Raw genomic sequence first — 22,129 nt, 5'->3', positions numbered from 1 at the left:
GTGGTTTTAGTGAGCAGACGTGCAAAAATGATTAGCAAGATTAAGGAGCTCATGTACCAGCCGGAATACATCCGTAACATCGGTATAGTGGCGCACATCGACCATGGTAAAACAACCCTCTCAGACAACCTCCTGGCTGGTGCAGGGATGATCTCCGCCGAACTGGCAGGGGATCAGCGTTTCCTTGACTTCGACGAACAGGAACAGGCAAGGGGGATAACCATTGACGCTGCAAACGTTTCAATGGTCCACTCCTATGACGGAGAAGAATACCTCATCAACCTCATAGACACCCCGGGTCACGTGGACTTCGGTGGTGACGTTACAAGGGCCATGAGGGCTGTGGACGGTGCCGTTGTTGTCGTATGCGCAGTTGAGGGTATAATGCCCCAGACAGAAACCGTGCTCAGACAGGCCCTCAAGGAAAACGTTAGACCCGTCCTCTTCATCAACAAGGTTGACAGGCTCATAAATGAACTCAAACTGGACGCCAGTGAGCTCCAGGAGAGGTTCATAAAGATCATTGCCAACGCAAACAAACTCATCAAGAACATGGCCCCTGAGGAATTCAGGGAAAAATGGCAGGTCCGTGTGGAGGATGGAAGCGTTGCCTTCGGTTCAGCATACCACAACTGGGCCATAAACGTCCCTATAATGCAGGAGACAGGTATAAACTTCAACGACATCTACCAGTACTGTACGGATGACAACCAGAAGGAACTCGCCCAGAAGGTGCCCCTCCACCAGGTGCTCCTGGGAATGGTGGTTGAGCACCTCCCAAGCCCTGCCAAGTCCCAGGCATACAGGGTGCCCATCATATGGTCAGGGGACCTTGAAAGTGAGGAAGGACAGGCCATGCTCAAAACAGACCCGGACGGCCCCCTTGCGGTTATGGTTACAGATGTCAGTATAGACAAACATGCAGGGGAAGTTGCAACCGGACGTGTCTACGGTGGTACAATAGAGAAGGGAAGCGAGGTCTTCCTTGTTGGTTCACACAGCAAGGCACGTGTCCAGCAGGTCGGTGTCTACATGGGACCCGAGAGGGTCAACACCGACAAGGTTCCTGCAGGTAACATAGTCGCAATAACCGGTGCCAAAAATGCTGTTGCAGGTGAAACCATCTGTGACACCGGAAGGAAGATAAAGGCCTTCGAGGGCCTCGAGCACATATCAGAACCTGTGGTTACAGTTGCGGTTGAGGCCAAGAATACCAAGGACCTTCCAAAACTCATAGAGGTCCTCAGACAGGTTGGTAAGGAGGACCCAACGGTAAGGGTTGAGATCAACGAGGAGACCGGTGAGCACCTCATATCAGGTATGGGTGAACTCCACCTTGAGATCATAGCCTACAGGATAAACGAGAAGGGTGTTGAGATAGAGACCTCAGAGCCCATAGTGGTGTACAGGGAAACGGTTTCAGGAACCGCAGGCCCGGTTGAGGGTAAATCACCCAACAAGCACAACAGATTCTACATAGAAATTGAACCCGTCGAAGAATCAGTGATGCAGGCGATACAGGAAGGTAAGATAAAAGAGGGCCGCGTCAAGGGTAAAGAAGCCGCGAAAGACTTCATAGAGGCAGGTATGGACAAGGAAGAGGCCAGAAGGGTCTGGGACGTCTATGAGAAGAACCTCTTCATCAACATGACCCGTGGTATCCAGTACCTCGACGAGATAAAGGAACTCCTCCTTGATGGTTTCGAGAGCGCAATGGACAACGGCCCCATCGCCAAGGAAAAGGTTATGGGTGTTAAGATAAAGCTCATGGACGCCAAGATCCACGAGGACGCAGTCCACAGGGGTCCAGCCCAGGTTTTACCCGCCATAAGGAAGGGTATATTCGGTGCCATGATGTCTGCCGAGCCCACAGTGCTTGAACCCATACAGAAGGTGTTCATCAACGTGCCCCAGGACTACATGGGAAGCGCAACCCGTGAAATACAGAACAGGCGCGGGCAGATCGTCAACATGACCCAGGAGGGTGACATGGTAACCGTTGAATCCGTGGTGCCTGTGGCAGAGATGTTCGGATTCGCAGGTGATATCAGGTCAGCCACCGAGGGGAGATGTCTCTGGTCAACAGAGAACGCTGGATTCGAGAAACTGCCAAATGAACTGCAGCACACAATAATAAGGGAAGTGAGGACCAGGAAGGGTCTAAGTCCTGAGCCATACAGGGCAGACCACTACCTGGGTTAACCCCATTAAACTTATATAATTAAAAAGAATATAGGAAATTACCTTAGACAAACAACACGTGTAGGTGTTGAATCTAGATCAGGCTAAATCATCACATATGGAGGTATAATATGGCTAAAGAAAAAGAACACATGAACCTGGCGTTTATTGGACACGTAGACCACGGAAAATCCACACTAGTGGGACACCTGCTCCTCCAGGCAGGGGCAATCGCCGAGCAGCAGCTGGCTGACGGTGAGGACAAGTTCAGGTTCGTCATGGACAGGCTCTCCGAAGAAAGGGAGAGGGGAGTTACAATCGACCTTGCACACGCAAAATTCGAAACAGACAAGTACGAGTTCACCATCGTGGACTGCCCTGGACACCGTGACTTCGTTAAGAACATGATCACAGGTGCATCCCAGGCAGACGCCGCAGTCCTTGTGGTGGCAGTTGACGACGGTGTAATGCCCCAGACCAAGGAGCACGTCTTCCTATCAAGGACACTGGGTATAAACCAGCTCATAGTGGCCATCAACAAGATGGACCTTGTCAACTACGACGAAGAAAAATTCAACGCCCTCAAGGATGAGGTTGCAGCCCTCATCAAAACAGTTGGTTACAAGCCAAGCGACGTTGAATTCATACCACTCTCAGCCTTCGAGGGTGACAACATAACAACCAAGAGCGACAACACCCCATGGTACAAGGGTAAAACACTCGTTGAAGCACTCGACGACCTTGAAGCACCTGAAAAACCTGTGGACCTTCCACTAAGGATACCCATACAGGACGTTTACTCCATCACAGGTGTGGGTACAGTCCCTGTTGGACGTGTAGAGACAGGTGTACTCAAGAAAGGTGAAAACGTCATATTTGAACCAGCAGGTGTCAGTGGAGAGGTCAAATCCATCGAAATGCACCACGAAATGATCGACCAGGCAGAGCCCGGTGACAACATCGGTTTCAACGTCAGGGGTGTAGGTAAAAACGACATCAGAAGGGGAGACGTTGCAGGACACCTTGACAACCCGCCAAAGGTTGCCAAGGAGTTCACAGCACAGATCGTCGTTCTACAGCACCCGGGTGTCATAACAGTCGGTTACACACCTGTATTCCACTGTCACACAGCACAGGTTGCCTGCACATTCCTTGAACTTGTGCAGAAAATGAACCCTGCAACAGGTCAGGTTGAAGAGGAAAACCCTGACTTCCTCAAAACAGGTAACGCTGCTGTCGTGAAGGTCAAACCAACCAAGCCACTGGTCATTGAAAAGATAAAGGACATCCCACACATGGGAAGGTTCGCCATAAGGGACATGGGACAGACAGTGGCTGCTGGAATGTGTATAGACCTTGTACCAGCAAAATAAACCCCATCCCTTCCCTTTTTTAAAGGAGGATTCAGATGCACAAAGCAAGGATTAAACTCACAGGGACAGACCCTGAAAAACTGGCATACGTCTGTGACCAGCTTAAGAAGATCGCTGAGAGGACAGGCGTGGACATGTCAGGTCCAATACCCCTCCCAACCAAGAAACTTGTGGTCCCAACAAGGAAATCACCCGATGGTGAGGGAACCGCAACCTGGGAGAAGTGGGAGATGAGGATTCACAAGAGACTTGTGGGTATAGAGGCCGATGAAAGGGCAATGCGTCAGGTCATGAAGGTCAATGTACCTGACAACGTCAGCATAGAAATAGAACTCAGGAGTTAAGTGGGGTGAAAACCCCTATAACCAAATTCAGGGACCAAAAACTATATAAATAAGAGTTTATCAATCTCTTTTATCTGATGCTGCCGGGATAGCCTAGCCAGGTAAGGCGCGGGACTTGAGATCCCGTGGAGATTCTCTCCGCCTGGGTTCAAATCCCAGTCCCGGCGCTTAAAAACCTTTTTCTGATGAAATTAAAAGCTTATTCTGCCGGGATAGCCTAGCCAGGTAAGGCGCAAGACTGGAAATCTTGTGGAGCTATGCTCCGCCTGGGTTCAAATCCCAGTCCCGGCGTAGAATAAGGATCTAAAATAAAGGAGGAAGAGACCGCCTTAAGGGTGACGGTCCGGACCCCATAGAATAAGGATCTAAAATAAAGGAGGAAGAGACCGCCTTAAGGGTGACGGTCCGGACCCCATAGAATAAGGATCTAAAATAAAGGAGGAAGAGACCGCCTTAAGGGTGACGGTCCGGATCCTTAAAAAAAAAAATAATCAGGTGTTTTCATCGGGTTTCTTTTTATCCAGATCCTCAGAAGGTCTTAAAATGAGGGGCTCCTCATCAATCGCCCCTGAGTCATGCAACACACATTCCCCTATTCTCTCTCTTATTGCAGCGGGATCCTCAACATCCACCATGTCAACAAGTTCCACCTGCCTTCTGAACCTCTCTATGGCCTCATCAGGCATGTTCTCTATGTAGGGGATGGCACCTGTGGCCCCGATTATCCTCCCGGTTTCTCCATCAACCCCGTTGCTATGGAGGGCCTTCATGGTCTGGCCCGTGATGTGACCCATGACCTCTGCACCGCATACAAGGAGGAATCTGAGGTTGGGATTTGCAATCACATTACCAACGACCTTCTCTATTCCAAGGTTCTCTGTGTGCAGTGGACCTGAAATAGCTGCGCCTGCCCTTACAGGCTCATCTTCCATGTGGGACCCAAGGGTGACAACCGCAACCGGACTTTCGGCATCACCAACCACATAGTCCCCAACTATGTGTGGCCAGTCCCCGGGTACCGGTTTCTTGTCAGCCATATAAACACCTCCTTTAACCATCGGTTAATTTTTAACTTCTGGTTAAAATTTAACTTGTAGTTAAACATATATAAATCTTCCGGTAAAAGTCTTTTAAAGCTGCAGAACAGATATCCTACAGATACAGAAAAGGTGAATCAAGATGGCCCCGACTTCCAGGAGAGAACGTGAAAGGCAGAAAAGACAGATGCAGATAATAAGGGCTGCTGAGAAGGCATTCTTCGAGAGGGGCTACGACAATGTGACCATGGATGAAATAGCAGAAAAGGCGGAGGTCAACAAGGCACTCCTCTACTACTACTTCAAAAATAAGGAGGCCCTTTTCTTCGCCGTTAACCTCTACGGTGTAAGAATACTCCACAGGATGTACTCAGAATGTTCAAAACTTGAAACAGACGGTTACGGCAAGGTGAAGGCCATGGTAGACGCCCTTTACAGATTCTCAAAGGAACACCCCGACTACTTCAGGATATACTGCTACAGTGGCACAGAAAGATTCGAGATGAGCGAAGGTGAGGATGCAAGGGAGATAGTGGACCTCCGCACTGGGATGTGGCGGCTCATGGTTGAGGCAATCATAGAAGGTATGAAGGACGGCAGCATTCGCAGTGACCTTGACCCGGTTGAGCTATCCATATACATTCATACACTGGCCATAAATTCCCTGAACCTCGACCTCACATCAAGGATGGTTCTTGAGGCCAGAGAAATCGGGAGGGACAGATTCTGGAGGGACCTTGAGATATTCCTTGAATCGGCCCTGAAAAATCAGAAGCCAGAAAGCAGAGAGCCATGAATAGCAGCCACGACATAAATAACTATATAAGGTTTTAGATACAATCTGTATTTAAAGTAACGATAAGATGTGAGGAAAAGAATGAATATGGATGATGAAGTTAACTTCGTGATAATAGATAACAGCCAGGAAGATAAGAAGAATCTTGGACTCCTGGTGGATGGTCCAAACATGCTCAGAAAGGAATTCTGCTCAGACCTTGACTTTGTTAAGAACCTCCTGGTTGACAGGGGAAACCTCAGGGTGAGTAAGGTCCTCCTCAACCAGTACGCCTCAGATAAACTCATCGAGGCAGTTGTAAACCAGGGATTCTCACCCATGATAGTCGCCGGGGACGTGGATGTCCAGCTTGCAGTGGAGGCCTTTGAACTCATACACAACCCCCATATTGATGTGGTTGCACTGATGACACGAAATGCAGATTTCCTCCCCCTGATAAACATAGCAAAGGAGAACGGAAAGGAAACCCTTGTTATAGGTGCAGAGCCCGGGTTCAGCATAGCACTCCAGAACTCGGCAGATGACTCCATAAAACTCATAAGTGAAGGTGTCTGATGGTGTACCGGAGAATACTGATACCCACAGATGGCTCAGATGATGCCAGGAGGGCAACAGAACACGCATTCAGAATTGCAGAGATGAGCGGTGCAGACATCCTCGGGATAAGTGTAGTTGACACATCCTACAGGAAGGTCTGGGATGAAGATATCAGCAGACGCATTGAAAGGATACTCAGAAAACAGTCAGAGAAGGCAATATCCATCCTCAAGGACGAATTTTCATCAATGCAGGAAAATGGTAGAATGAAGGAGTGCAAACTCGATACCCAGATACTTGAGGGCAACCCTGCAGAGGTTATCCTTGAGACAATGGAGGACGAGGATGTGGACCTGGTCGTCATGGGCAGTTCAGGTAAACACGGCCTCGACCGTATAATATCCAGAAGCATAACACGAAAGGTTCTTAAATCTGCAGAAACCCCCATACTGGTCGTTGGTTAAAACGTGAAGGTGATTCAATGATAGGAAAAAAGACATTAAGTGATGAGAAGCTGGCGCTTATAACCTTCAGCGGCCCCCTAAGCAAAACCCGTGAACTCATTGAAGAGGTGAGAGACTTCATCTCAACAGAGGACCTTGAAATAGCAGGTGACCCGCTGGTGATATTCTACACAAGCCCCCTCAAGGATGATGGCCGATATGATGCCGGAATACCCGTAAAGGGCGAATCAACGGGGGCCGATGACATTAAAATTGTTACGATCCCCGAACACACCGTCATATTTAAAGAATACACCGAAAATCGAAATGAAGCCTATGAGGAGCTCATAGCTTACGCAGAGGAGAACGGAATTGACATAATAGGGGCTCCACGGGAGATATACCGTGAAAAGGTAAGGGAAATACAGTTCCCTGTTATACTATAGGAATCCCTGTTTATTGATTCAATTCCTGTTCTTCTTAAGTAAAATGAGTATGATTTAACTGGATTTCCCATGACAAAAATTCAATTCCTGTTTTTCTCGATGATCTCCCTGAAGGAGTCAATGACATACTGAACCTGCCCATCTGTCATCCCATAGACACTGCACTTGAACCACTTGGTCTGACCCCTTTTTATACCAACAATCCTCCTCTTTTTAAGTTCCTCGTAGAGGAAGAAACCCTTCCTGGGATGTGAAGATGCAATATCATGGAATACGGGGGTTTCAAACCTCACAAGGTCGTGTTCCTTGGGCCTCTTACCAATCTGCCTTATACCCCCCATCTCCTCAAGTTCAGAGACAAGTCTCCGGGTTTTTCTAATCTCATCATCCCACCGGGAAACCCTCTCCACCACATGTGGAAGGGAAGCCATGAGGGTGGCAAGTGGTGCTCCACGTGATGTGCAGCCCAGCATCTCAATCTCCTTCTTCTCATGCCTCTCTGACCTTCTGAGAAGGGTGTCCTCCCATTCAGACCTCATCCCAAGAACACCTATAGGTCCAGAGGCCGCCATGCTCTTGTGCCCGCTTCCAACAACAAAGTCCGCTCCGATTTCTCTGAGTTTAACAGGAAGACGACCCATAGAATAGGCGCAGTTCAGAAGGAGGGGAATACCCATCTTTCTGCATATCCTGGCTACCTCAACTGCATCGGTGAGGTTACCGTAATTACCATCAACGTGTGTTAGAACCGCAAGTTTAACATCAACCCTGTCAGATACCTCCTCAAGGACCTCCCTGTAGGCCTCAGGTTTTATCTCATAGTCAGGGTATCCTGTTGATGGGACCTCAACAATCTCAAGGTTGTTTCTCTCTGCAGCGAGGTGTGTTGTGTAGTGTGCGTTTCCATCTGCAACGATGGTATCACCAGCCTCGCAGAGGGCATGCATCACCGCAAATTTACCCTCCCTTGCCCCATGAACCGTCCTTACAGCATCGGCTTCTATGAAATCTGCAAGGTCCTCCAGGAAGCTGTTCACAGCTGGCCTTGTAACCTGGTCCAGTCTTCCAGCGCAGTAATCACAGACACTGTAGCCATCCCCAAATTCATAGAGGGCCTTCCTGGCGGCTGCAGGTAAAACACCGCCTCTCTGGAGGGGGTTGAGGTTGAGGTTGTCCCTCTCAAGTTCCCTTGTAATACCATAATCAGCGCATTCCATAATCAATCACCCAGTAAATCAATGATCCTCCGATAAACATGATCACGACTCTCAGGAGCCACAACAAATACTCTTATGTCACCCCTCTTTCTTATACTTTGAACAAGTTTTCTGTGGACCGCTGCAACCACAGGAACTTCTGAATCCAGCGCCTCCTCCACAGCCCACCTGAACTCCTCACTCTTAAGTTCCATTGGCGCTATCTCATCTATCAGGACCCAGTCGTCCTCCCTAAGAGCCCTCATTATCGCCGGAACAGCGATTTCATCAATCACATCAACGTTCACACCGTACCTTCCAACCCGCGGCCCCCTGCTATCCACTGAGGCAAGAAGACCCCTCCTACCTGATTTTATGTCCACGACCTCAAAGCCAACCCTTGATGAGCCTTCCCTTACCTCCGGGGTGAATATGCCCCCAGTAGAAAAACCTGAAAGTTCCAGGTGATCCTTTATTCTCTCAATAAGGGTGCTCTTCCCGCTTCCAGGCCTTCCTGTGATTAAGATCTTCAATGAAATCCCCTCAGATAAGGTTTTCAATACCCTCCCTCAAGGCCCATCGCCTTGCCCCTTCAAGTTCCTCCATGGAGGGGTAGCGGTTCAGTTCAGGGTACCGTGATGCCCTGTAGAGGGGCCTGTACTGGCCCATGATGTTCATTACGGTGTCTTTTCCCAGGTTATCTGCGACCCACGATATGATGGGTTTTGTGCAGCACTCAAGGTGCCCTGGAATCACCAGGTGCCTTATTATCATATCCTCACCCCTTATTCTGAGGTGATTCTCTGATACGACCTCAAAGTAGTTCCTTACGCCGGCAAGTTTCAATGCGCAGTCACTGTTGCCAAATTTGAAGTCGGTGAGGTAGAGGTCCACGATGCCTTTCAGGAGCCTCATGGATTCCTGTGAGAGGTACATGTTGCTGTTCCATACCACGGGTACGCTGATGGAAATTTGCTGAAGGACGCGTAAAATGTAGGGTAGTGCGGGTGTCGGGTCTCCCCCAACGAAGTTGACGTTGGCTGAACCCATCCGCCTCCTCTCCTCTATGAGGGCTGCGAGTCGGTCCTCAGGGATGCTGACACCCACAGATGGGTTCTGTGATATGTCCCAGTTCTGGCAGAAGACACAGTTCATTGTGCAGCCAGAGAAGAAGATCGTGTGACTGGGCACCAGCGGTGCCTCCTCACCGTAGTGCAGGAACTCCGATGCAACCCGGGGTGATGTGACACCGCATCTTCCAGGTTTCAGGTTACGATCAACACCGCATCTCCAGTGGCACAGTGAACATTTCCTGAAAATCCTCTCTGCAATTTCAATTTTCAGATCAAGGAATGATTTCCTGCACTCCCCTGAACACTCAAAGCCCTGCTCTATTCTTTCATGTTCCCGCCAGAGTTCACTGGTCTCTGACTCCCTGCTGAATGATGCTGGAGTGGCCTTTGCCTTAAGAAATCTTGCATCCTTCCTTCCATCCCTCACCTCAAGGTAGTGGCCAAGAGCATCTTTCAGTGACATCTTAACACCGTCAACCCCACCAGACCGGATGAGAACCCTGATGGCCAAGAGCATCTTTCAGTGACATCTTAACACCGTCAACCCCACCAGACCGGATGAGAACCCTGATGGCCAAGAGCATCTTTCAGTGACATCTTAACACCGTCAACCCCACCAGACCGGATGAGAACCCTGATGGCCAAGAGCATCTTTCAGTGACATCTTAACACCGTCAACCCCACCAGACCGGATGAGAACCCTGATGGCCAAGAGCATCTTTCAGTGACATCTTAACACCGTCAACCCCACCAGACCGGATGAGAACCCTGATGGCCAAGAGCATCTTTCAGTGACATCTTAACACCGTCAACCCCACCAGACCGGATGAGAACCCTGATGGCCAAGAGCATCTTTCAGTGACATCTTAACCTGTTACATGGATACCATCAACAATGAGGGGTGCTGTTACAAAGTCTCCAATCTGCCTTCTCCCAAGGTCTGTGGATGAGACGTTCTTCATGAGCTCGAATATGTTACCAGAGAGCATTGCCTTCTTTATCGGCATGAATTCGCCACCCTCCACAAGGAAGGCGTTGTTGGCCTCAACCGAGAAGTCACCTGAGATTGGGTTTGCTGTGTGGGCACCCAGCACATCAGTCACGTATATCCCGCTGAAATCATCAGCCGAAACCTCATCCCCAAATTCAAGTACGAAGTTTGTGGTTGAAACCAGGGGTATGTCAGAGTAGCTTCGCAGCCCATTACCTGTGCTCTCACATGAACCCCTCGATGCAGTGTAGATGCTGTGTATGTAGCCCTCAAGGACTCCATCAGCGACAAGGAGTGTTCTCTGGGATGGTGTGCCCTCCCCATCAAAGGGTGAGGATCCAAGACCCCCCCTCAGTGTACCATCATCGTATATGCTGAGGTCAGGGGATGTTATCTCAGTGCCGATCCTATCAGCCAGGATGGATCTCCCCCTCTGAACGTTATCTGCACTGAATGCAGCGGCAAATGTGCCAAGCAACCCTGCAGCTGCATGGTAGTCAAGCACAGCTGACATCCTTCCACTCTCAACATTTTCACCGCCAAGGGAATCCCTCGCTATCCTGCAGGCCCTTCCCGCTATCCATTCAGGGTCTATGTCCATGCTGCATGATGAATCAGACTCATATGCTGTTGTCCTATACCCGTTTTTCTCGGCATTAACCGATATATATGCTGAGAATCCCGTTGACTTTGATGAAGCCTCAACGCCCTCCGAGTTCATGATGAATGTTTCAACCAGGGATGCTGAAAACCCCCCACTTGTTGGTCTGCAGCCCTCATCAAGTGTTTTATCAACCATCACCTCTGCGATGCTGGCAGATTCCCCGACGTCCAGTTCCATGAATGATCTGTCAAAGATCTCCTTCACCGTGGGGTAGCTGGCTGGCGCGGAGAATCCAAAATTTTCATCTGGATCAGCCAGCCTGAGATTCTCTGTGGCCATTTGAACGGCTAGCTGAAGATTCGATGGATCTGAGGTGTATGCAAAGCCCATCCTACCCCCCTTAAGTACCCTTATACCTATACCCGTCATGGACTCTATCTTTCCAAAGTCTATGAGGTCCCTCTGAACCTGCACCTCAATGGTATGTTCCCTTTCAATGTAGACCTCAGCCATCTCAGCATTCCTTAAGGCCATCCTGAGGGCCTTTTCCGCAAAATCAAACATCAGATATCCACCCCTGCAAATTTATGGATGGCTTCCCTAACTCCATCGCCATATTCCCCTGCAGTAACATAATCTGCCATTTTCCTGAGCTCAGGGGCTGCATTGGCAACTGCCACGCTTAAGCCCGCCCTTTCAAGGAATTCCATGTCGTTTTCACTGTCTCCTATGGCCATGACATCAGACATTTCAATTCCCATTGACTCTGCCACAATTTTGAGGGAAGAGCCCTTATTTACCTGGGGGTCTGTAAGGTGCACCGCAAAGCCCGTGTCATAGACCTCAACATCAAATCCATCAAGGGCATCCCTGATTGCCTGAACAGGAATCTCCCTGGTGATTGCAACCTCAGATAACCTTAGATCAGAGAACTGGACCTTCCTGACAGGGTAAATCTCTCTGAGGTGATTGTAGGCTGCTTCGGCCTTCCTGATATCACCCAGGACCTTTATGTCTCCATCAGAGTATATCACGCCGCCATTTTCAGCCACAACACCACCACCTGTCCCTATAAGGACTGATGCTGCCATTGCAAAGCACAGGACATTCCCTGTCACGATTATGACAGGTATTCCTTTTTTTTCAGCGCCCCGAAGGGCCCTGAGAGCGCTAATACAAAGTTTTCTGGAGCTGTCGGTTATGGTGCCATCTATGTCAACTGCAATGGCCCTCATCACTGCACCCTGAATGAACTGTAGCGGTAGGCTATGTTGCAGGTCCCCTCCCTTGAAACCATACAGGCTCCCACGGGGTTTGTGGGCGTGCACCGGGTCTTAAAGAGTGAACATTCCTCCGGCCTTGCAACGCCCCTCAGTACTGCGCCGCATATGCAGCCAGTGGGCACCTCAACGGCATCAGCAACATCAATATCAAATTTTTCCCTTGCATTGAACTCTGAAAATTCATCCCTGATCTCATATACAGATTCAGGTATGACAGGAAATCCCCTCCACTCCCTCTCGGTTATGCGGAAAACCTCATCCATCGCCTGCTGGGCCTTGATGTTACCCTCAGGTTTCACCGCCCGCCTATATTCATTCTCAACCTTTGCCTCGCCCCTTTCGATCTGCCTGAGTATCATGTACACCGCCATGAGTATGTCAAGGGGGTTGAAGCCCGCTATGACCTGAGGTATTCCGTAGTCCCTTGAGAAGGGCTCATAGGGTTCCATGCCGATTATGGTTGATACATGGCCTGGCTCTATGAGGGCGTTGAGGTTAACCTCCCCTGATTCTATGAGGAATTTGAGTGCTGGAGGTATCAGCCTGTGGCAGGATAGGACTGAAAAGTTCTCTGGTGGCCCTGCCAGTATCTCCGATGCTGTTGTTGGTGCGGTGGTCTCAAAGCCGGCAGCCATGAAGACGACCTCCCTGTCAAGTTTCCTTGCTATATCCACAGCGTTTCCCACTCCGTAGACTATCCTGACATCGGCGCCCTCTGCCCTGGCATCAGCAAGTGACCCCTCTGAACCAGGGACGCGGAGCATGTCACCGAATGTTGTGATTGTAACGCCCTGCCTTGCAAGTTCAATGCACTCGTCTATCTCCCTTGCAGGGACGCAGCAGACAGGGCATCCCGGTCCGGCCACCACCTCAACCTCATCCGGGAGGAGTGATCTTACTCCATGCTGCATTATAGTATGTTCATGTGAACCGCAGACATGCATTATTTTAACAGGACGTGATATTTCATGTATCCTTGAAACCAGTTCCCTTGAAAGATTTTTCATAGGCTACCACCAAGTTACAGTTAAGGTCTATTTATCATGATCCATATATATAACTGGCAGTCAGTGAATGAAATGATGTCAATGATAATACTGATATTTCTCAATCAATTAAGGACGGGAAAACCATGTCACCTATCATATTAACATTAATCTTCTGCGCCTCACTCATTGGTGTTATAAGATCCGCGGACATCTTTGTGGACAGAATCGTTGACATCGGGAGGGCGCTTGGAATATCCCAGATAATACTGGGGGTTACGGTTGCAGCTGCAGGGACATCTCTCCCGGAATTCGGATCCGCCATGATATCCGTCCTTACAGGTAGCCCTGAGCTCGGTGTGGGCGTGGTGATAGGTTCAAACATATGGAACATAGCAGGTATCATAGGGATATCTGCCATTCTCTCCTGTGCTGTTACAACAAACAGGGACGAGATCCGAAGGGATGGATTATTCGGGCTTCTCAGCATCCTGATACTTTCATCTTTCATGCTCATGGGGTCCATCGGTCCACTTACAGGTGCCGTTCTCATCAGCCTCTATGGTGTTTACCTTCTAATTCTTATAAAGAAGCAGAGGAAATATTACACAAGCCACATAGATGGTGGTGATGCTGGCTGGAAGACCATTGTAACTGCAGTTTTAAGTTTCGCCGGACTTGTGGTGTTCTGCAGGGTACTGGTTTACAGTGCAGTTGAAATTGCCGTGGCTCTCCACATTCCTGAGATGATAGTCGGCCTGTTTGCCCTCGCCATTGGAACAAGCCTTGCTGAACTTGTTGTCGCTGTTAACTCCGCAAGGAAGCACATGTGCAGCCTCTCACTGGGTACTGTACTTGGAAGCAACATATTCAATATCCTCATAGGCATAGGGGTTCCCTCATTATTCGTGAAAATCCCTGTTGAGCCCCTCTCAGTGGTACTTGATGCCCCCATTCTGATAGCTGTGACTTTTATTGTAATGTACTTCATGTGGACGGATATGGAGCTTAGAAGAGTGGAAGGGGTCATTCTTATCATTATATACATAATTTATGCTGCCTTAAGAATAGCAATCACAGGGTAAATAAAAAAAATAAGAAATGGTTTATTTTCTTCTGGATATAGCTGAACCTGCTGCCACAAGAAGCAATCCTGCAACAAGTGCAGCTAAAGGTGCTCCTGTTGGCTTCATCGGTACAGTTCCCGGTCCTGGTTGAGGTCCTGGTTGAGGTCCCGGGGATGGTTCAACATCGATCTCAACTTCTGTCGTGTTGTTGCCCCCGCTTGATGAACCTGAACTCACGGTTGCAACGTTCACAAATGTGCCGCGCCTTATGAGCTGGACCACCATTTCAAGGACAGCGCTTGAGCCTGCTGGGAGGTCGCCTATCATCCAGACACCGGTTGACGGGTTGTATGAACCGACGGTGGCGCTGGAGGATATGTACCTCATGGCATCTGGCAGTCTGTCGGTAACCATTGTGTTGAGTGCTGTGTCGGGTCCATTGTTGGTTACTGTTATGGTGAACCTGACGTTCTGACCCACGCGCACAGCCCTTCGATCCGCTGTCTTGTTAATTGTAAGCTCCGCCCTCGGGTTCACTGTTACGGTGGCATTTGCACTCGTATCAGGGTTCGGGTTGTAGGTATCCGCCTTTACATCCGCAACGTTGATTAGGGTCGTGTTACTCACAGCAACCCCTGCAACAATATCCAGAGCAGCAACAGCACCCTTAACCAGTGAACCAACCAACCAGACACCCGTCAAGTTATCATAGGTTCCCTGGGTGGCACTGTAACTCAGATACTCAAGACCAGCTGGAAGCAGATCCGTAACAACAACACCCACTGCAGTATCAGGACCCATATTCATCACTGAAACCGTAAACCTCACAGTATCAGTGGAGTTAACCACTGTAGCATTGGCCACCTTATCTATCACAAGGTAGGCTGCAGGTGGTATGTTAACCGTCACCTCTGCAGTGTTGTTCTCAGGATACGGATCAAACTCTTCACCAACAGCAAGGACCCTGTTTACAACATCACCCGTTGTATTCACAAGCATGGTGAAGTTCAGAGTCGCTGATGAACCAGCTGCAAGATCCCCGACTATCCATATGCATGCAAGTGGATAGCATACTCCCTGTGATATCACATGGGACACATATACAAGTCCCTCAGGTGGTTTCTCTGTTAAAGTGACCCCTGTCGCATTATCAGGTCCATTGTTCCTAACAGTCACATAGAAGGTTATCTGATCACCGAAATTCGGTGATGAGTTACTTACCGTCTTCGTGACTGAGATGTCCGCAGATGGGTTCACATTGAGTACCGCTGTGGCATTGTTGTTTGAGATTACGGGATCAGACTGGTCGGCTGAGGCATTGACATAATTTGTGAAGATACCTGCAGCATTTGCGAGTACCTCAAGCATGAGAGTTGCTGATGCCCCATTTGCCAGGTTGCCCACTGTCCAGACTCCGCCAGCGAAGGTTCCCTTGGATGGAGTTGCGCTGATCAGTGAGAGTCCTGCGGGAAGAATATCCTCCACAGTGACACCCGTCGCATCGTTTGGCCCGTTATTTGTGACTGTTACCGTGAAGTTGGTGCTCTGCCCATTGTTGATGGGTGTTAAGAGGACCGTCTTCTGAACCGCGATATCTGCAATTGCCTGTCCATTAAGGGCGCATGCTGCGTGGTTGTTGGTCATGTCAGGATCATATTCATTGGATGTTACTGATACTGTGTTTATGAATTCACCGGTACCGTTAACAAGGACCGTAAGGTTTAGTGTCTCTGATGCGCCCGGTGCAAGTGAATCAACCGTCCAGACGTTGAACTCTGGGAAGTAGATCCCCGCAGATGCCTCATGGGACTGATAGACAAGGCCTGCCGGTAGTGTATCAACTGTCCTCACAACTGTGGCCGTGTCCGGTCCAAGGTTCGTTACTGTGATGTAGAAAACGACGGTTTCACCGAAGTTCGGTGATGTGTTGCTAACGGTCTTGGTGATCTTAACATCCGCTGATGGCCTCACATCGACTGTCACTGCATCCACGTTGTCCTGGGGCAGTGGGTCAGGAAGCTCTGATGATACATTGACAATGTTGGTCTGGAATCCTGTCTGGGTTGCCCTGACAACGAGCGTCAGGGTTGCCTGGAATAGCTCTGGAAGTGATCCCACATTCCATGTTCTGGTTGCCTCACTGAAGGTTCCCTGTGTGGCCGTGTAGGATATGATGGATAGACCTGCAGGGAGAAGATCCGTTACAACCACGTTGGATGGTGTGTCAGGACCAGCGTTCTTCACGGTTATGGTGAAGATTGCTGTTTCCCCGTTATTTATAACGGGCCTGTCAACGGTCTTCTGGATGTTCAGATCGGCTGATACCGCATTCAGAAGTGATACTGCATCATTATTTGTCCTATCAGGGTCTTTTTCATTGCCGGTTACTGATACCGTGTTGTTGGAATCTCCTGTAGTATTAACAAGGACCGTGAGGTTCATCAGGGCTGATGCAGCTGCATTAAGCGTTCCTATCGTCCATACACCTGTCAATGGGTTGTATGAACCCTGTGTAACCGTGTGGCTCAGGTAGACGAGTCCAGGTGATAGGACGTCAGCGACATTCACTCCGGTGGCCGTGCTCGGACCAAGGTTCGTAACTGCAACTGTGAACGTTACATTGGATCCGAAGTTGGGCCTCGGGTTGTTGACGTTCTTTATGATACGGAGATCCGCCACGGGGATTCCGGTCACGTCGCAGGTATCGTTGTTGTTATCCGGGTTGGGGTCAAAGTTCGGTGATGTTATATTTGCAAGGTTTGTTAGCAGGCCTGTGGCATTGACCTTTGCAAGTATTGTTAGTGTTGCCACCTCAAGGTAGTTGAGTGTCCCAACATACCATGTGCCGGTGGTGTAGGTACCCTTGGATGGTGTCGCGCTGACCAGTATGAGTCCGGCTGGTAGTATATCCTCCACCAGAACTCCAGCTGCATTATCAGGACCCCTGTTGCTCACCGTGATTGTGTACTGGATGGTATCACCCACATAGGGTTCAGGATTGTTCACGGACTTGTCGATGGTAAGGTCTGATGCTGGTGGAGAATTCAGTGCTGCTGATGCATAGTTGTTCGCCATGTTGGGGTCAAAGATGTCACCGGTCACATTGGCATTGTTGACAATGGTTCCAGTTGCGGTGACCAGTGCTGTGATGTTGAGTGTCACTGTTTCAAAGTAGTTTAGGTTTCCTATGGTCCAGATGCCGGTGTTATTGTTGTAGGTACCCTTTGATGCCACTGCTGATATGAATTCAAGGCCCGGAGGCAGGTTGTCAACCACATAGACTCCTGTTGCATTGTTTGGTCCATAATTCACAACTGTGAGTGTGAATCTGACGGTGTCCCCTATGTTGGTTGCCGTGTTATTGACGGACTTTGCAATTGCAAGGTCAGCCTTCTCAACTGCCCTGATGGTGATATTCTCACCGAAGTCTGAGTTGTAATGGTAACTTGAACCGCTCCTGTCTGTTATAAGCCCAAAGAGCCTTGTTACGCCAGCGCCAGTCACGTTAAATAGCCAGACTGATACAAAGTTCGTCTGACCCGGTGAGTCAAGGCGCACATTGTTGCTGGTGTTGGGCCCATATGTTACTGTTACATTCAGCGGCTGAAGAATGGCGGGGTTGTAGTTTGTAAGTGGAAGGTTAACAACATCATAGGTGGCTGAAGCCGTCGTGGATACAACGGTGACAGCGATCACATCCCCTATGGCTGGTGTGGGATTGCTCACGGTTATGGAGACCACATCGTTACGGTTCTGTGATACAAGTTTCTCCACGTATAGCGTACCGTTTATCGTGTCTGCTGATCCTGTATTGGTGCCCCCAACTGTTACCGTGTAGTTCCTTGATGTTAGATAGGCCAGGCTATTTCTTGAAATCTCCACGAGGTAGAACACGTCCACAGTGGCCCCTGGGGCTATATCCCCAAGGTACTTATTTGCGGTCTCATTTGTAGCCAGATAAATGTATGGATTGGTTGAAGTGAAGGTTAAATTTGCTGTTACATTGTTTGCGGTTGTTAGGGCATTATTCTTAACCCTGATCTGGATGAGGTACTGGTTTGGCCCGACATTCACATTGTTGTGGTCAAGTCCAGTGATATCCCATGAACCCATGGTCAGCTCAAGTGTGCCGAGTCTGAAGTCAGCTGTGGCCCTACCAGATTCATCAAGGGTCACAGTCTTTGATGGTATCACATGCCCTGGAGCAACCGCTGATACCACAAATGTCCTATCAGGTGACTGGAGACTGACAGAGTATCTCCCATCAGCACCTGTTACACCTGAAGCAAGATTAGAACCATTCATGGACGCTACATTTATAACTGCACCCTCAAATGGTTCTGTACTGTTACAGTACGTCACCGTACCGGTTATAACTGAATCTGAGTCTGTCTGGTTGTCAGTGTCTGCGGCGCTTGCAGTTCCAGCTGCAACCATTAGAATAAGAATCGCTAGTGTCAGTGTAAATTTTCTCATTTTTCACCCCCCTTCAGTTTTTTTACACAATTTCTTTATGTAATCCAAGGTATTTATAATGTGCTAAATGATCCCCATTATTACATGAAAATCCTTAAGGTATGGCTTCAAGGTGTAGCTGAAGAAAAATTGGCAGAAAGCACGCATTTCGATTTCATGGTATATATGGGCACGTCAAAATCAGACGATTTTGCATGAATATTTATATAATAAAATTGAACACATATTTATGAAATCAGTACTTCTCCTTGGAAGGGGGCTCTCAGAGTACATCAACATGTTCAACCTTAAGCATGATGAACTTGCAGGAAAGAGAATACTTGACTGTGCCGCCGGTGTGAGTTCCTTCAGAAGCGAAATGAAGAGAAAGGGTTTCGATGTAACTGCAGTTGACCCTATCTACAGTAGAAAACCAGATGAACTTGAAAATCTGGCAGAAGAGAGTTTTAAGAGGCACAGAAGATCCCATTGTGAGTTCTTCAGGGACATTAAGGTCAAGGGTCTGCCACTTGAGGATTACAGGAGGGCGGTCTTCAGGGAATTTATGAGTGACTACCGGGAAGACCCATCGGGTTACATTGCCGGGGAGCTACCTCATCTACCATTCAGTGACCTGCAGTTTGATCTTGTGCTTTCCGCAAATCTTCTCTTCCTCTATGAGGATAAACTGAGTTACAGATTTCATGTTGAGGCGGTGCGTGAGATGCTGAGGGTGGGACGGGAGGTGAGGATATTTCCAGTTACCAACATTCACAGGAGGAGGAGGTCCATATACCTTGAGGGGATACTGAGAGAATTTGCTGATCATGAAATACTTATCCAGCGCGTCCCACACCATGAGGAGACGGGCTGTAATGAAATGTTGATTATAAAATCAATTGCGAGTTGATGATCTGATTCATTAAGGGATGTGTTTCTGTGAGAAGAGTTATCATTGCTGCTTTAATTGTAGCGATTGTTTTCGTGGGGTCTGTGGCCTTAAGTGGATCTTCCTATGGCCTTATATCCTCATCAAAGGCCATCAAGATTGTTAAAAAATCCGTTCCCGGAGATTACAGTAGGTTAAAGCTGAAGGCGAAGCTAATAAAGAAGCCCCCAGGGTACATCTCAGGTTTTAATGCGAGGGGGAAGATTGTCCGTCTTAGAATTAAGAGGCCTGTCTACCATGTCCTGGTGTATGACTGGAATCCCTCCAGTTCCACCTACAGAATGGTGATTGGTGAGGCATGGGTTGACGCTGTAAGTGGAAGGTTTCTCTGTGGGGCCGGATGACCCCCTCTTTTATTCGTTATAGCTATATATTACGAACATGAACCCATTTCAATCCCATTTTGGTCTGATTTTAACTTACAGGTACGGCGTGGACGCCACCCTCACCCACCATGATTTCAATCCCATTTTGGTCTGATTTTAACAAGGAACTCTACCGTATCGTCTCACTCCTCTTCATGATTTCAATCCCATTTTGGTCTGATTTTAACATATAATTATAAAAAAATTTAGTGATTTTAAACAGGAATTTCAATCCCATTTTGGTCTGATTTTAACCCTCAGCGGGGCCTGGCACAGCCTCGCGCCCTACAAATTTCAATCCCATTTTGGTCTGATTTTAACTAGGTTTAGGGTTGATGGCGAGGTCTTCCTAATCAGTATTTCAATCCCATTTTGGTCTGATTTTAACAGGGATGGTGGTGTACCCTCCTGTGAACCATTCCCTCATTTCAATCCCATTTTGGTCTGATTTTAACTTTGTATTATAAGTTCATTTACATAATTTTCATATGTATTTCAATCCCATTTTGGTCTGATTTTAACACACAGACAAAGAGCACAACATCAACTGCCGAACCTGATTTCAATCCCATTTTGGTCTGATTTTAACGTATTCTCGGCGCACTGCTAATGCGACATATGAGTATTTCAATCCCATTTTGGTCTGATTTTAACCGTCCAGGAGGAGATACAGAACCCGAAGAAGACAGATTTCAATCCCATTTTGGTCTGATTTTAACCTCAAGCGGAGGATATGGGGGGGAATATGGTACTATCATTTCAATCCCATTTTGGTCTGATTTTAACAAAGATCATCATTCATTATATTTTGTTTATAAAAAACATTTCAATCCCATTTTGGTCTGATTTTAACTTTTTTTGAAGATTATGACGTCATTGAAATTATTTTTGATTTCAATCCCATTTTGGTCTGATTTTAACTTTTTTTGAAGATTATGACGTCATTGAAATTATTTTTGATTTCAATCCCATTTTGGTCTGATTTTAACGGGGTAAACACGGCCAGACACTTCAAAGTCCCCATTATTTCAATCCCATTTTGGTCTGATTTTAACCTAACCCACACAGAACGACCATAAGCATCATAACGCATTTCAATCCCATTTTGGTCTGATTTTAACAAGTACAATGATAACATGATACTCCGCCGTTTCTTCCTATTTCAATCCCATTTTGGTCTGATTTTAACTTCAGAGAGGAACATGATTGTCTTTGTGTCTGCGTAGTATTTCAATCCCATTTTGGTCTGATTTTAACGCGGCTAGGAGCGCTGAAACCACCACCACAATTGCCCCATTTCAATCCCATTTTGGTCTGATTTTAACTTTAACGTGTAGAGGAGGTAGGACTCCTCGTAGAAGTTAACATTTCAATCCCATTTTGGTCTGATTTTAACGTACCTGTGCGCTGCGGGGAGACGAAGAATTTGGTCATTTCAATCCCATTTTGGTCTGATTTTAACTAGGAGAGAAGCCGCCCGAATTTATATTGATAATTTAAATTTCAATCCCATTTTGGTCTGATTTTAACATGCTCACAGTTGGCAGCTCTGTGGCTTCACTGGCCTATTTCAATCCCATTTTGGTCTGATTTTAACAGACGACGAAGTCCAATTCCGTATCGATGAGATACGCATTTCAATCCCATTTTGGTCTGATTTTAACGCTATGCGGATGAGATTGAGAGACTGGCAGCTGCAGATTTCAATCCCATTTTGGTCTGATTTTAACAAAGCCAGCGGCAGTTACAGTCAGAGCCAGACACAACATTTCAATCCCATTTTGGTCTGATTTTAACCGATTTGAAAGAGTGCATATACAAATTGAGGAACTTATTTCAATCCCATTTTGGTCTGATTTTAACTAATTTAAATAGATGCCAAAGAGGCGGAAGCTACCTAATTTCAATCCCATTTTGGTCTGATTTTAACATGTAATCTGTGAGAAAGGCCTGCAGAACTCCTGCAATTTCAATCCCATTTTGGTCTGATTTTAACGATCATG

18 protein-coding genes, 2 tRNA genes and 1 CRISPR repeat array (1 of these 21 only partly in view) are annotated in these 22,129 nt (G+C 47.9%); of the genes, 12 read left to right on the top strand and 8 right to left on the bottom strand.

The features are described from left to right. Positions 1–9: 9 nt before the first annotated feature. From FVF72_RS06305 to FVF72_RS06285, 5 genes are all read left to right on the top strand, one after another. Positions 10–2,202, top strand: coding sequence for an elongation factor EF-2 (locus FVF72_RS06305; RefSeq protein WP_147671539.1), 2,193 nt, complete (start codon positions 10–12; stop codon positions 2,200–2,202). 110 nt (positions 2,203–2,312) lie between these two features. Continuing rightward, positions 2,313–3,554 (top strand): translation elongation factor EF-1 subunit alpha, encoded by a 1,242-nt coding sequence (gene tuf, locus FVF72_RS06300; protein ID WP_147671537.1) that lies wholly within the window; start codon positions 2,313–2,315, stop codon positions 3,552–3,554. 35 nt (positions 3,555–3,589) lie between these two features. After that, positions 3,590–3,898: a 30S ribosomal protein S10 gene (gene rpsJ, locus FVF72_RS06295; RefSeq protein ID WP_147671535.1), complete on the top strand. Its 309-nt coding sequence runs from the start codon at positions 3,590–3,592 to the stop codon at positions 3,896–3,898. Positions 3,899–3,980: 82 nt separating this feature from the next. Continuing rightward, a tRNA-Ser gene (locus FVF72_RS06290) sits at positions 3,981–4,065 on the top strand. Positions 4,066–4,104: 39 nt separating this feature from the next. After that, positions 4,105–4,189, top strand: a tRNA-Ser gene (locus tag FVF72_RS06285). Positions 4,190–4,389: 200 nt separating this feature from the next. On the opposite strand, the gene mtrA is transcribed toward FVF72_RS06285, so the two are convergent. Beyond that, positions 4,390–4,935, bottom strand: a complete 546-nt coding sequence (gene mtrA, locus FVF72_RS06280; protein WP_147671533.1) for a tetrahydromethanopterin S-methyltransferase subunit A — start codon at positions 4,933–4,935, stop codon at positions 4,390–4,392. A 142-nt stretch (positions 4,936–5,077) separates the two neighbouring features. On the opposite strand from mtrA, the gene FVF72_RS06275 reads away from it, so the two are divergent. From FVF72_RS06275 to FVF72_RS06260, 4 genes are all read left to right on the top strand, one after another. Further along, the gene (locus FVF72_RS06275) at positions 5,078–5,731 is read left to right on the top strand and encodes a TetR/AcrR family transcriptional regulator (protein WP_147671532.1); all 654 of its coding nucleotides are present in this window, start codon (positions 5,078–5,080) and stop codon (positions 5,729–5,731) included. 81 nt (positions 5,732–5,812) lie between these two features. Next, on the top strand, positions 5,813–6,286 hold the full coding sequence (locus FVF72_RS06270; RefSeq protein ID WP_147671530.1) for a TIGR00288 family NYN domain-containing protein: 474 nt from the start codon (positions 5,813–5,815) through the stop codon (positions 6,284–6,286). Next, the gene (locus FVF72_RS06265) at positions 6,286–6,732 is read left to right on the top strand and encodes a universal stress protein (protein ID WP_255503665.1); all 447 of its coding nucleotides are present in this window, start codon (positions 6,286–6,288) and stop codon (positions 6,730–6,732) included. The genes FVF72_RS06270 and FVF72_RS06265 overlap by 1 nt, the downstream gene beginning before the upstream one ends. 17 nt (positions 6,733–6,749) lie before the next feature. Continuing rightward, a complete protein-coding gene (locus FVF72_RS06260) occupies positions 6,750–7,157 on the top strand; it encodes a transcriptional regulator (RefSeq protein ID WP_147671529.1) in 408 nt (135 codons plus the stop codon). Between the two features lie 80 nt (positions 7,158–7,237). Here FVF72_RS06260 and pscS read toward each other — a convergent pair whose 3' ends face one another. From pscS to hypD, 6 genes are all read right to left on the bottom strand, one after another. Then, complete coding sequence (pscS, locus tag FVF72_RS06255; RefSeq protein ID WP_147671527.1) at positions 7,238–8,374, bottom strand: O-phospho-L-seryl-tRNA:Cys-tRNA synthase; 1,137 nt, start codon at positions 8,372–8,374, stop codon at positions 7,238–7,240. Positions 8,375–8,376: 2 nt separating this feature from the next. Continuing rightward, entirely contained in the window at positions 8,377–8,886 is a 510-nt protein-coding gene (locus FVF72_RS06250; protein ID WP_147671525.1) for an NTPase, read from the bottom strand. Positions 8,887–8,896: 10 nt separating this feature from the next. Continuing rightward, a complete protein-coding gene (locus tag FVF72_RS06245; protein WP_147671524.1) occupies positions 8,897–9,889 on the bottom strand; it encodes a radical SAM protein in 993 nt (330 codons plus the stop codon). Between the two features lie 403 nt (positions 9,890–10,292). Next, positions 10,293–11,585: a TldD/PmbA family protein gene (locus FVF72_RS06240; protein WP_147671522.1), complete on the bottom strand. Its 1,293-nt coding sequence runs from the start codon at positions 11,583–11,585 to the stop codon at positions 10,293–10,295. Beyond that, entirely contained in the window at positions 11,585–12,256 is a 672-nt protein-coding gene (locus tag FVF72_RS06235) for a phosphoglycolate phosphatase (RefSeq protein WP_147671520.1), read from the bottom strand. Before FVF72_RS06235 ends, FVF72_RS06240 begins: the two co-directional genes overlap by 1 nt. Next, on the bottom strand, positions 12,256–13,311 hold the full coding sequence (gene hypD / locus FVF72_RS06230) for a hydrogenase formation protein HypD (RefSeq protein ID WP_147671518.1): 1,056 nt from the start codon (positions 13,309–13,311) through the stop codon (positions 12,256–12,258). Before hypD ends, FVF72_RS06235 begins: the two co-directional genes overlap by 1 nt. A gap of 125 nt (positions 13,312–13,436) precedes the next feature. On the opposite strand from hypD, the gene FVF72_RS06225 reads away from it, so the two are divergent. Beyond that, on the top strand, positions 13,437–14,375 hold the full coding sequence (locus FVF72_RS06225) for a calcium/sodium antiporter (RefSeq protein ID WP_147671517.1): 939 nt from the start codon (positions 13,437–13,439) through the stop codon (positions 14,373–14,375). 21 nt (positions 14,376–14,396) lie between these two features. Here the strand turns inward: FVF72_RS06225 and FVF72_RS06220 are convergent, their stop codons facing one another. Further along, entirely contained in the window at positions 14,397–18,833 is a 4,437-nt protein-coding gene (locus FVF72_RS06220) for a carboxypeptidase regulatory-like domain-containing protein (protein ID WP_147671515.1), read from the bottom strand. Positions 18,834–19,062: 229 nt separating this feature from the next. Here FVF72_RS06220 and FVF72_RS06215 point away from each other — a divergent pair, with 229 nt between their 5' ends. Together FVF72_RS06215 and FVF72_RS06210 are read left to right on the top strand one after the other, a co-directional pair. After that, positions 19,063–19,722, top strand: coding sequence for a class I SAM-dependent methyltransferase (locus FVF72_RS06215; RefSeq protein ID WP_147671513.1), 660 nt, complete (start codon positions 19,063–19,065; stop codon positions 19,720–19,722). 29 nt (positions 19,723–19,751) lie between these two features. Further along, on the top strand, positions 19,752–20,105 hold the full coding sequence (locus FVF72_RS06210) for a hypothetical protein (protein WP_147671512.1): 354 nt from the start codon (positions 19,752–19,754) through the stop codon (positions 20,103–20,105). 45 nt (positions 20,106–20,150) lie between these two features. Beyond that, a CRISPR array of direct repeats spans positions 20,151–22,129; the repeat unit is 30 nt; unit sequence ATTTCAATCCCATTTTGGTCTGATTTTAAC (it continues 7,162 nt past the right edge of the window).

It is taken from the genome of Methanothermobacter sp. KEPCO-1 (assembly GCF_008033705.1).
Lineage (GTDB): Archaea > Methanobacteriota > Methanobacteria > Methanobacteriales > Methanothermobacteraceae > Methanothermobacter > Methanothermobacter marburgensis.
The sequence above is the reverse complement of the archived record's forward strand: the minus strand, read 5'-3'. Positions and strand labels throughout refer to the sequence as shown.

What these genes read in the sequence shown, in the direction of transcription:
- pscS (WP_147671527.1), bottom strand. Translation starts at nt 8,374, where the DNA reads ATGGAATGCGCTGATTATGGTATTACAAGGGAACTTGAGAGGGACAAC.
- FVF72_RS06270 (WP_147671530.1), top strand. Translation starts at nt 5,813, where the DNA reads ATGAATATGGATGATGAAGTTAACTTCGTGATAATAGATAACAGCCAG.
- FVF72_RS06240 (WP_147671522.1), bottom strand. Translation starts at nt 11,585, where the DNA reads ATGTTTGATTTTGCGGAAAAGGCCCTCAGGATGGCCTTAAGGAATGCT.
- FVF72_RS06260 (WP_147671529.1), top strand. Translation starts at nt 6,750, where the DNA reads ATGATAGGAAAAAAGACATTAAGTGATGAGAAGCTGGCGCTTATAACC.
- FVF72_RS06215 (WP_147671513.1), top strand. Translation starts at nt 19,063, where the DNA reads ATGAAATCAGTACTTCTCCTTGGAAGGGGGCTCTCAGAGTACATCAAC.
- tuf (WP_147671537.1), top strand. Translation starts at nt 2,313, where the DNA reads ATGGCTAAAGAAAAAGAACACATGAACCTGGCGTTTATTGGACACGTA.
- FVF72_RS06245 (WP_147671524.1), bottom strand. Translation starts at nt 9,889, where the DNA reads ATGTCACTGAAAGATGCTCTTGGCCACTACCTTGAGGTGAGGGATGGA.
- FVF72_RS06235 (WP_147671520.1), bottom strand. Translation starts at nt 12,256, where the DNA reads ATGAGGGCCATTGCAGTTGACATAGATGGCACCATAACCGACAGCTCC.
- FVF72_RS06220 (WP_147671515.1), bottom strand. Translation starts at nt 18,833, where the DNA reads ATGAGAAAATTTACACTGACACTAGCGATTCTTATTCTAATGGTTGCA.
- FVF72_RS06225 (WP_147671517.1), top strand. Translation starts at nt 13,437, where the DNA reads ATGTCACCTATCATATTAACATTAATCTTCTGCGCCTCACTCATTGGT.
- FVF72_RS06265 (WP_255503665.1), top strand. Translation starts at nt 6,286, where the DNA reads ATGGTGTACCGGAGAATACTGATACCCACAGATGGCTCAGATGATGCC.
- FVF72_RS06275 (WP_147671532.1), top strand. Translation starts at nt 5,078, where the DNA reads ATGGCCCCGACTTCCAGGAGAGAACGTGAAAGGCAGAAAAGACAGATG.
- hypD (WP_147671518.1), bottom strand. Translation starts at nt 13,311, where the DNA reads ATGAAAAATCTTTCAAGGGAACTGGTTTCAAGGATACATGAAATATCA.
- rpsJ (WP_147671535.1), top strand. Translation starts at nt 3,590, where the DNA reads ATGCACAAAGCAAGGATTAAACTCACAGGGACAGACCCTGAAAAACTG.
- mtrA (WP_147671533.1), bottom strand. Translation starts at nt 4,935, where the DNA reads ATGGCTGACAAGAAACCGGTACCCGGGGACTGGCCACACATAGTTGGG.